This is a genomic window from Candidatus Binatia bacterium (assembly GCA_036382395.1).
Taxonomy (GTDB): Bacteria; Desulfobacterota; Binatia; order HRBIN30; family HRBIN30; genus JAGDMS01.
Window position 1 is genome coordinate 1 of record DASVHW010000027.1, and the last position, 6,981, is coordinate 6,981.

Genomic DNA, 6,981 nt, shown 5'->3' on the forward strand with positions numbered 1-6,981 from the left:
TCCTGAGCGGCGTCGAAAGCAATCATCAGCATGTGCTGGCGCGCGCCACGCTCAAAGCCGAGGTGCCGATCGTCAACGCCGGCTCCACTGATCCAACTCTTCTGGAGCACGCGATTCCCTGGATCGTTCGGGTCATGAGCGACGATCGTCAAAACGCGTATCTGCTGGTTGATTACATGCTCCGCGTCCGCGGCCTCTCGCGCGTGGCGGTGCTGCGCGTGAACGACCGCGACGGCCGGATGGGAATCCAGCATTTCGTCAAAGCGACGAGGAGGTTGAACCATCCCATCGTGATCGAGCAACGATTCAACAACGGCGACACGGACTTCTCGGAACAGCTCGATCATATCGCGCAGACGCACGCGGATGCGCTATTTCTCCTCGGCAACCCGACCGAGCTGGGGTTGGTCGTCAAAGCGGTGCGCGCGCGCAAGATGTCGCTGCCGATCTTTGCTTTCGACCGCTGCGTGCATCCCAAGTTCCTGGAAGTCGCGGGCCCGGCAGCGGAAGGGGTGGTGGCGACGGCGACCTTCAACCCGGATCGAGATGACCCCGCCTGGCTCGACTTCCGGCGGCGGTATCACGAGCGTTTCGGGGAAGAGCCCAGCGCCTTCACGGCCCACGCGTATGACGGGACCAACATGATCATTGCCGCCATCCGCAGTGCAGGACTCAACCGCGCTCGCATTCGCGATGCGCTGTTCTCCAAGAAGAGTCTCGACGGTGTAACCGGCAAGATCGAGTTCGACTCGACGATGAACAACGTCCGCAAGCCCTGGCTGGCGGAGGTGAAAAACGGAAAGTTTCACTTCTTCCGGCCCGATAAACCCAAGGAATAGCAGGGCGGAGTAATCGGTGAAGGTATCGGGCACAAGCGCGGCGATGGTTACGGCGACCGCAATGGTCGTTGCCGTCGCAACCGGGGTCGCGGCTGACAGCGGAGTGGGCCTCCGAGCCACGCACCCGGACGCTGCCACAACGGCGGTCGGGTTCTTCCTGGCGAGCAACGGTCCGGACGCAGAGGACGCCCGGGAGATCCGCAACGGGGCGGAAATCGCCGTGCAGGAATGTGCTGGCAGGGCCGGCGAGTGTGTTGCGGTCGCGGCCAACGGCACCGGGAAATGGGATGCCGGCGCGGGCGAGCTGGTCCGGCTGGTCTACACCGAAGGAGTCAAAGCGGTGCTCGGCGCGGCCGACGGTCGCACCGCGCACCTGGCCGAGCAAGTCGTTACGCGAGCCAAGGGACGCTTCGTGCTCCTGACACCATGGGCCTCCGACCCGACTCTCACGCAGATCCGAGTGCCGTGGTTCTTCAGGCTGGCGCCGGATGATCGCCGCCAAGCAGAGGCGCTGATCGAGGAGATGCGCCGCGCCGGCGTTCGCCAGGTTGTCGCGCTGGTTGCGGAAACCTCTTACGACTTGCGTGCTGCGGCGGCAGCGTTCGAAAAGGCAGCCAGAGCCCCTGGGGCGCCGGCGTTTCACAAAATCACGCTGCAGGAAGAACGAACGGACCTGGACGCCGTCGCCGCGGAGGTCCGTGCCGCCGGCGCCGAGGCGATCCTGTTTCTCGATCCCCCCGAGTTGGCGGCAGGTGCCGCACGGCAGCTACGCCAGGCCGGGATCAGCGCTCCTTTCTTCGGTCCGCTGCGGCTCGCGTCCCCGGAGTTCATCGCGGCTGCCGGCAGCGCGGCGGAAGGGATGATCCTCGCCGCTCCGCCGGAAGCGTCCGGACCTGCCGCAGAGCGCTTCCGCGCCAGATACCGGCAGGTGCATAACCGCGAGTGCGGCGCGTTGGCCGCCTACGGCTACGATGGTGCCGCGCTGCTGATCGAGGCGCTGCGCTCCACTGGTGGTGAGGGCGGAGAATCCCTGCGTGCGGCGCTGGCGGTGATGCACCGGGACGGTGTAACCGGTAGGATAGAGTTCGACGCGTCCGGGAATCGTGCGGGTTCCGCGCCTCTCGCCCGCGTCGAACATGGCCAGCTCGGGCGCATCCCTCGAAACGGCAGTGACAGCAAACAAGCGCAACCGATAGCTCACTTACTCCACGAAAGTTTGAACCCATGATTCACAATGAACAGGACAGCGCGGCGGACACGAATTTTTCCTCCAGTGTGCTCCGGCGATTTGCGGGGCCGGAGGCCAACGAGATCTTTCTGCTCTGCCGGCCTGAGTCTCTGAGGCCGGGCGAAATCGCCTACCAGACGGAATCGGTCTACCGGACCCTGCGCGACCTGCTGCGATCGGAAGGCGGGGGGTTGGAGCACGTCGTTCAAGAGACCGTGTACTTCCGCAACATACGAGAAGACCTGAACCGCTTTCAGCAGGCGCGTCTCCAGGTCGTGAAGGAAACCGGCCTCGAAGCCTTCGACCCCGCGTCAACCTTCATCGAGCAGCCGCCGCTGAATGACTGGGCGCGGCTCGAGATCTCGGTTCTGGCCGTCATCCCACACGATCAGCGCGCGGCGAAGGTCTGGAATGTGTGGCGTACGTCACAGTGTGTCTGCAATGACTGCGCCCGCATTGGTGCGCAAGTGCAAATCCTGGGCGGTCAGAAGTATCTGCGTGCCGGAAACATCTACGGCGCGTCCGGAACGTCGTACGCGGAAACCTACAACATGTTTGTCTCGGCGGAGGAGCTGCTGCGGCAAGAGGGGATGGGCTTCCAGGACGTCGTCCGCACGTGGATTTACCTGCGAGAGATGGACCGCGACTACGCGGAGTTCAACCGCGGGCGCAGGGAGTTTTTCCACGACAGAGGCATCAAGCTGCACCCCGCCAGCACCGGCATCTATGGCGCGCCCTTTCCAGAAGGGCACAACTTTTTGATGGGGATTTACGCCATCAAATCTCCCGACCCGCTGCAAGTTGGGCTGATGACGACGCCGACCCTCAACGAGGCCTGGATGTACGGATCGGATTTCTCTCGTGGGCTCAAGGTGGTCGAAGCGAACAAGATCGCGCTGTACGTCTCGGGTACCGCCAGCGTCGATGAGGCGGGCGAAACCGCGCACGTTGGCGATTTTGACGGGCAGGTGGAGCGGATGATCGTGAATGTCTCGACCCTGCTTGCGGCGCAGAACGCGTCGTTGGGTGATCTGGTCTCGGCCACGACATATCTCAAGAGCCCGGAAGATGCGCCACGGCTTCGCCGGATCCTCCGGCAACGAGGCCTCGCCGGCTGCCCTAACGCGTTAGTCAAGGCCGCCGTGTGCCGTCCGAATCTGCTCTGCGAGATGGAAGCCATCGCCGCGCTACCGCGGCCGGTGTGAGGTGGGACACCCCTCGCTGGAGACTCCGGCGAGATGCCGGCTTGGAGTGCCCATGAACCCGATCGCGCCCGACGCCACCGCCTGGGGCGATGCCCCAGGCTGATGAATGGCCGCCCCGTTGGGGCTCATCACCGTCGAGGTGTTGAGTCCTTTTGGTCTCAGCCCTGAAAGGGCGGCAAGCCATGAGCCCAGGGCAACGCCCTGGGCGACGGAGCAGGCGCGTGTTCATGGGCAGGAGGCGCGTCACGAACGCGCGCTGGCTGACGTCTTGCGTGCTGTCATCAGGGTCTCCGTGAGGTGCAGCGTCAGCCCGGCGACCTGCGGACGCACCTGCGCGAGCCAGCGCTCCGCGCGCGCCCGCTGCGTTTCGTCTGCGATCGTGAGCCATCGAATCCGCACCCACTCCTCGATCGCAGGCCAGGTGACCGAGAACGGCGCGCTCCGCCATTCCGGCCGCAGACCGACGCCAGCGCAGGCGGCAGCCGCGTGCGCTTCGTCATCCCCCGTGGCGCGCAATCCCGCTGCAAACAGCGCCTCCACCTCCTGCCACTCCTTCGAGGCGATGAACTGGCGCACTTGGTCGCGCCAGTGACTGGTCCCGGTGGTTGCGACCAACAGCCCGCCGGGCCGCAGGCTGCGCGCTGCCTCGGTCACGCAGCGCTCGAGGTCGGTCACCAGCAACAGCACGTGACTCATGAACACGAGGTCGAAGCTGCCTGGGCGGCACGGCAATGTCATGGCATCTGCCCGGACCAACGAGATCCGCCCGCCCACCCGTTGCTGCGCCGCGTGCAGCATTGCGGGCGAGAGATCGGCGCCCACCACCCGCGCGGCCGGAACCCGTGAAGCGAACTCGGCTGCGTACGCGCCGTTACCGCAGCCCAGGTCGAGCACGGCACGCGCATCCTCGATCTCAGCGGCGATAGCAGTGAGCACGGCCGCGCGCCGCGCCCGGAAGTACTCGCCATCGCCGTACACCTGTGCCAATCGATCGTAGTACGCCGCCACGACCTGCTCGCGATGCGGGTCGTTCATCACCTCGACCTTTGGCAGCTGCGGTTCAAGACGTCAACGCCGCCTTTACCGGAAGCCGACTTCTTTGCAGGGATGGCGAGGTGCGGCCTGACCCCAAATCGGGGCCTGCCGGATCAGTCGATGACCAGCGATCCTCGCCAAGGAAATGAAACGCGCGGGGTGGCCGCCTGAGATGTGAATCGCGTCTCCCACGTGGCACCCGGGGCGCGCATGCAGGGGGTGCCTCCTCGCAGACCGACCGCGACGTCATGGACTCCCCACGCGGGTCTCTATGAGCGCTATCGCCGGCGACCGAGGGCTCCGGCGCCGATGCTTCATGACAGTCTGAATTGAGTGCTCCCGCCTCCGGGAGTCTGCCGTGCGTCCGTAAGCCAGGAGGGAGGCGGTCCGGGCGCTCAGCATTTTGGTGTCAAAACCGTGCCGAAGCTCTCGCTTCGCGACGGTGGCGTACGGCATTTTGATCCGCCCGGCGTCTCGCCCGGCAGTGGCACGCGCCGCGCTTCTACTCGCGGCATGACACGTCATCGCTTCTCGCAGCTGCTCATCTGTTTTACGGTTCTCCACGTCGCCCACCCCGTGGCGGTGCGTGCCAACGCCGCCGTTTATACCGATGCCCTCGCCAATGGCTGGCAGGACTGGTCGTGGGGCGGCGTCACGCGCAACTTCGCCAACGCCGCTCCCGTCCACAGCGGCACCGCCTCGATCGCGGTGACCTACACCGGCAGCTGGAGCGGCTTGCAGCTCGGAGGTCCCTCGGCGCTCGACGTCAGCACGCTGGACACGTTCCGTTTCTACGTGCACGGCGGCAGCAGCGGCGCTCAGATTGTGCAAGTGCAGGTCGGCAACAGCACCACCGGGGTTGCGACCATTCTTGATTTCACGCCGGTGGCCGGGACATGGACGCAGGTCGATGTGCCCTTGGCGGCGCTCGGCGTATCCCGGCAGGTGAACTACGTCTACTGGTTCAACAATACCGCGGGCGCGCAGCCGACGTTTTATCTCGATGACGTGGCCTTCGTCGCCTCCGGCGTGCCGACACCGACCCCGGCGGCCCCGGGCGTGGGGCCTTCGCTCAACGTCGATGCGGCCGCCAATCGCCACTCTATCAGCCCGTACATCTATGGAATGAATTTCGCCGATGAGAACCTCGCTGCCGAGCTGCAGCTCTCCGTCCGGCGCTGGGGCGGAAATGCCACCACACGGTACAATTGGCAGGTCGACGCGAACAACCACGCCTCCGACTGGTACTTCGAGAACCTGCCGAACGACAACGCCAATCCCGCAGCGCTGCCCGACGGTTCGGCCAGCGATCAGTTTATCGACCAGAACCGACGCACCGGCACCGCAACCTTATTGACCGTCCCACTCATCGGTTGGACCCCAAAGGACCGCACCCGGGCGTGCGGTTTCAGCGTGAGCAAGTATGGCGCGCAACAGTCGACCGACCCGTGGATGCCGGACTGCGGCAACGGTGTCCGAACCGACGGTACGGAGATCACTGGTAACGATCCGCGCGATACCAGCGCTGCCATCACCCCGGCATTTGTACAGGCCTGGATGGCTCATCTGCTGGGCAAGTATGGCAACGCGGCCGGCACCGGCGTCCGCTTCTACAATCTCGACAACGAACCCGAGCTGTGGGACGACACGCATCGGGACGTCCATCCGACTCCGACAAGCTACGACGAGATGCGTGACCGAACCACCGCCTACGCCGCCGCCATCAAAGCAGCGGACCCCACCGCGCAGACACTCGGTCCGGTATCCTGGGGATGGACGGCGTATTTCTGGTCGGCACTCGATTGGGCGCCCGGCGGCGCGTGGTGGAACAACCCGCAGGACCGTCTGGCGCACGGGAACATACCATTCGTCGAATGGTACCTGCAGCAGATGCAGGCCTACGAGCAGCAGGGCATGCGGCTGCTGGATTATCTCGATGTCCACTACTATCCAGAGGCCTCGGGAGTGGCGTTGTCCCCGGCCGGTAGCGCGGCAATTCAAGCGCTGCGCCTGCGCTCGACCCGGTCTCTGTGGGACGCGACGTACACCGACGAGAGCTGGATCGCCGAACCCGTGCGGCTCGTGCCCCGCATGCACGACTGGGTCAACGCCGACTACCCGGGCACGAAGCTGGCCGTCAGTGAGTATAACTGGGGAGCGCTGGACAACCTCAACGGGGCACTGGCGCAAGCCGATGTGCTGGGCATCTTCGGACGTGAAGGGCTCGACCTCGCCACCTTGTGGGCTCCGCCCAGTAGCGCGCAGCCCGGGGCTTTCGCGTTCCGCTTGTTTCTGAACTACGACGGGTTGCACGCCCGCTTCGGCGACGTGAGCGTCGCGGCCGCCAGCGCCGATCAGGACCAGTTGGCAGTCTACGCCGCACTCGACAGTGCCGGTGGCGTGCTGAGGTTGATCATCATCAACAAGGCGACGCAGGCGCTCACGAGCCTGGTCACGCTGGACAACTTCAGTCCATCCGCGGCCGCGCAGGTGTATCGCTACAGTGCGGCCAACCTGGCAGCGATCGTACGCGAAGCGGACCTGCCCGTGAGCCAGACCGGCTTCACGGCCACCTTTCCCGCCTCGTCTCTTACGCTTCTCGTTGTTCCGGCGTCAGGCGTGACGCCCGCGCCGACCGTTACGCGGACCGGGACGGCGACGCCGACATCCACTC

Annotated in this window: 5 protein-coding genes; 4 read left to right on the forward strand and 1 reads right to left on the reverse strand. The window is 65.3% G+C overall.

Features of this window, described 5'->3' with window-relative positions:
• The 3 genes from VF515_01535 to VF515_01545 form a co-directional block, all read left to right on the forward strand.
• The coding region (locus VF515_01535; GenBank protein ID HEX7406307.1) for an ABC transporter substrate-binding protein at nucleotides 1-839 on the forward strand (839 nt) is incomplete at its 5' end.
• A 16-nt stretch (nucleotides 840-855) separates the two neighbouring features.
• On the forward strand, nucleotides 856-2,067 hold the full coding sequence (locus VF515_01540) for a branched-chain amino acid ABC transporter substrate-binding protein (GenBank protein HEX7406308.1): 1,212 nt from the start codon (nucleotides 856-858) through the stop codon (nucleotides 2,065-2,067).
• The gene (locus VF515_01545; protein ID HEX7406309.1) at nucleotides 2,064-3,272 is read left to right on the forward strand and encodes a RidA family protein; all 1,209 of its coding nucleotides are present in this window, start codon (nucleotides 2,064-2,066) and stop codon (nucleotides 3,270-3,272) included. Before VF515_01540 ends, VF515_01545 begins: the two co-directional genes overlap by 4 nt.
• Nucleotides 3,273-3,515: 243 nt before the next feature.
• Here the strand turns inward: VF515_01545 and VF515_01550 are convergent, their stop codons facing one another.
• Nucleotides 3,516-4,307: a class I SAM-dependent methyltransferase gene (locus VF515_01550; GenBank protein HEX7406310.1), complete on the reverse strand. Its 792-nt coding sequence runs from the start codon at nucleotides 4,305-4,307 to the stop codon at nucleotides 3,516-3,518.
• Between the two features lie 417 nt (nucleotides 4,308-4,724).
• Here VF515_01550 and VF515_01555 point away from each other — a divergent pair.
• On the forward strand, nucleotides 4,725-6,981 hold a 2,257-nt coding region (locus VF515_01555; GenBank protein HEX7406311.1), incomplete at its 3' end, for a glycoside hydrolase family 44 protein.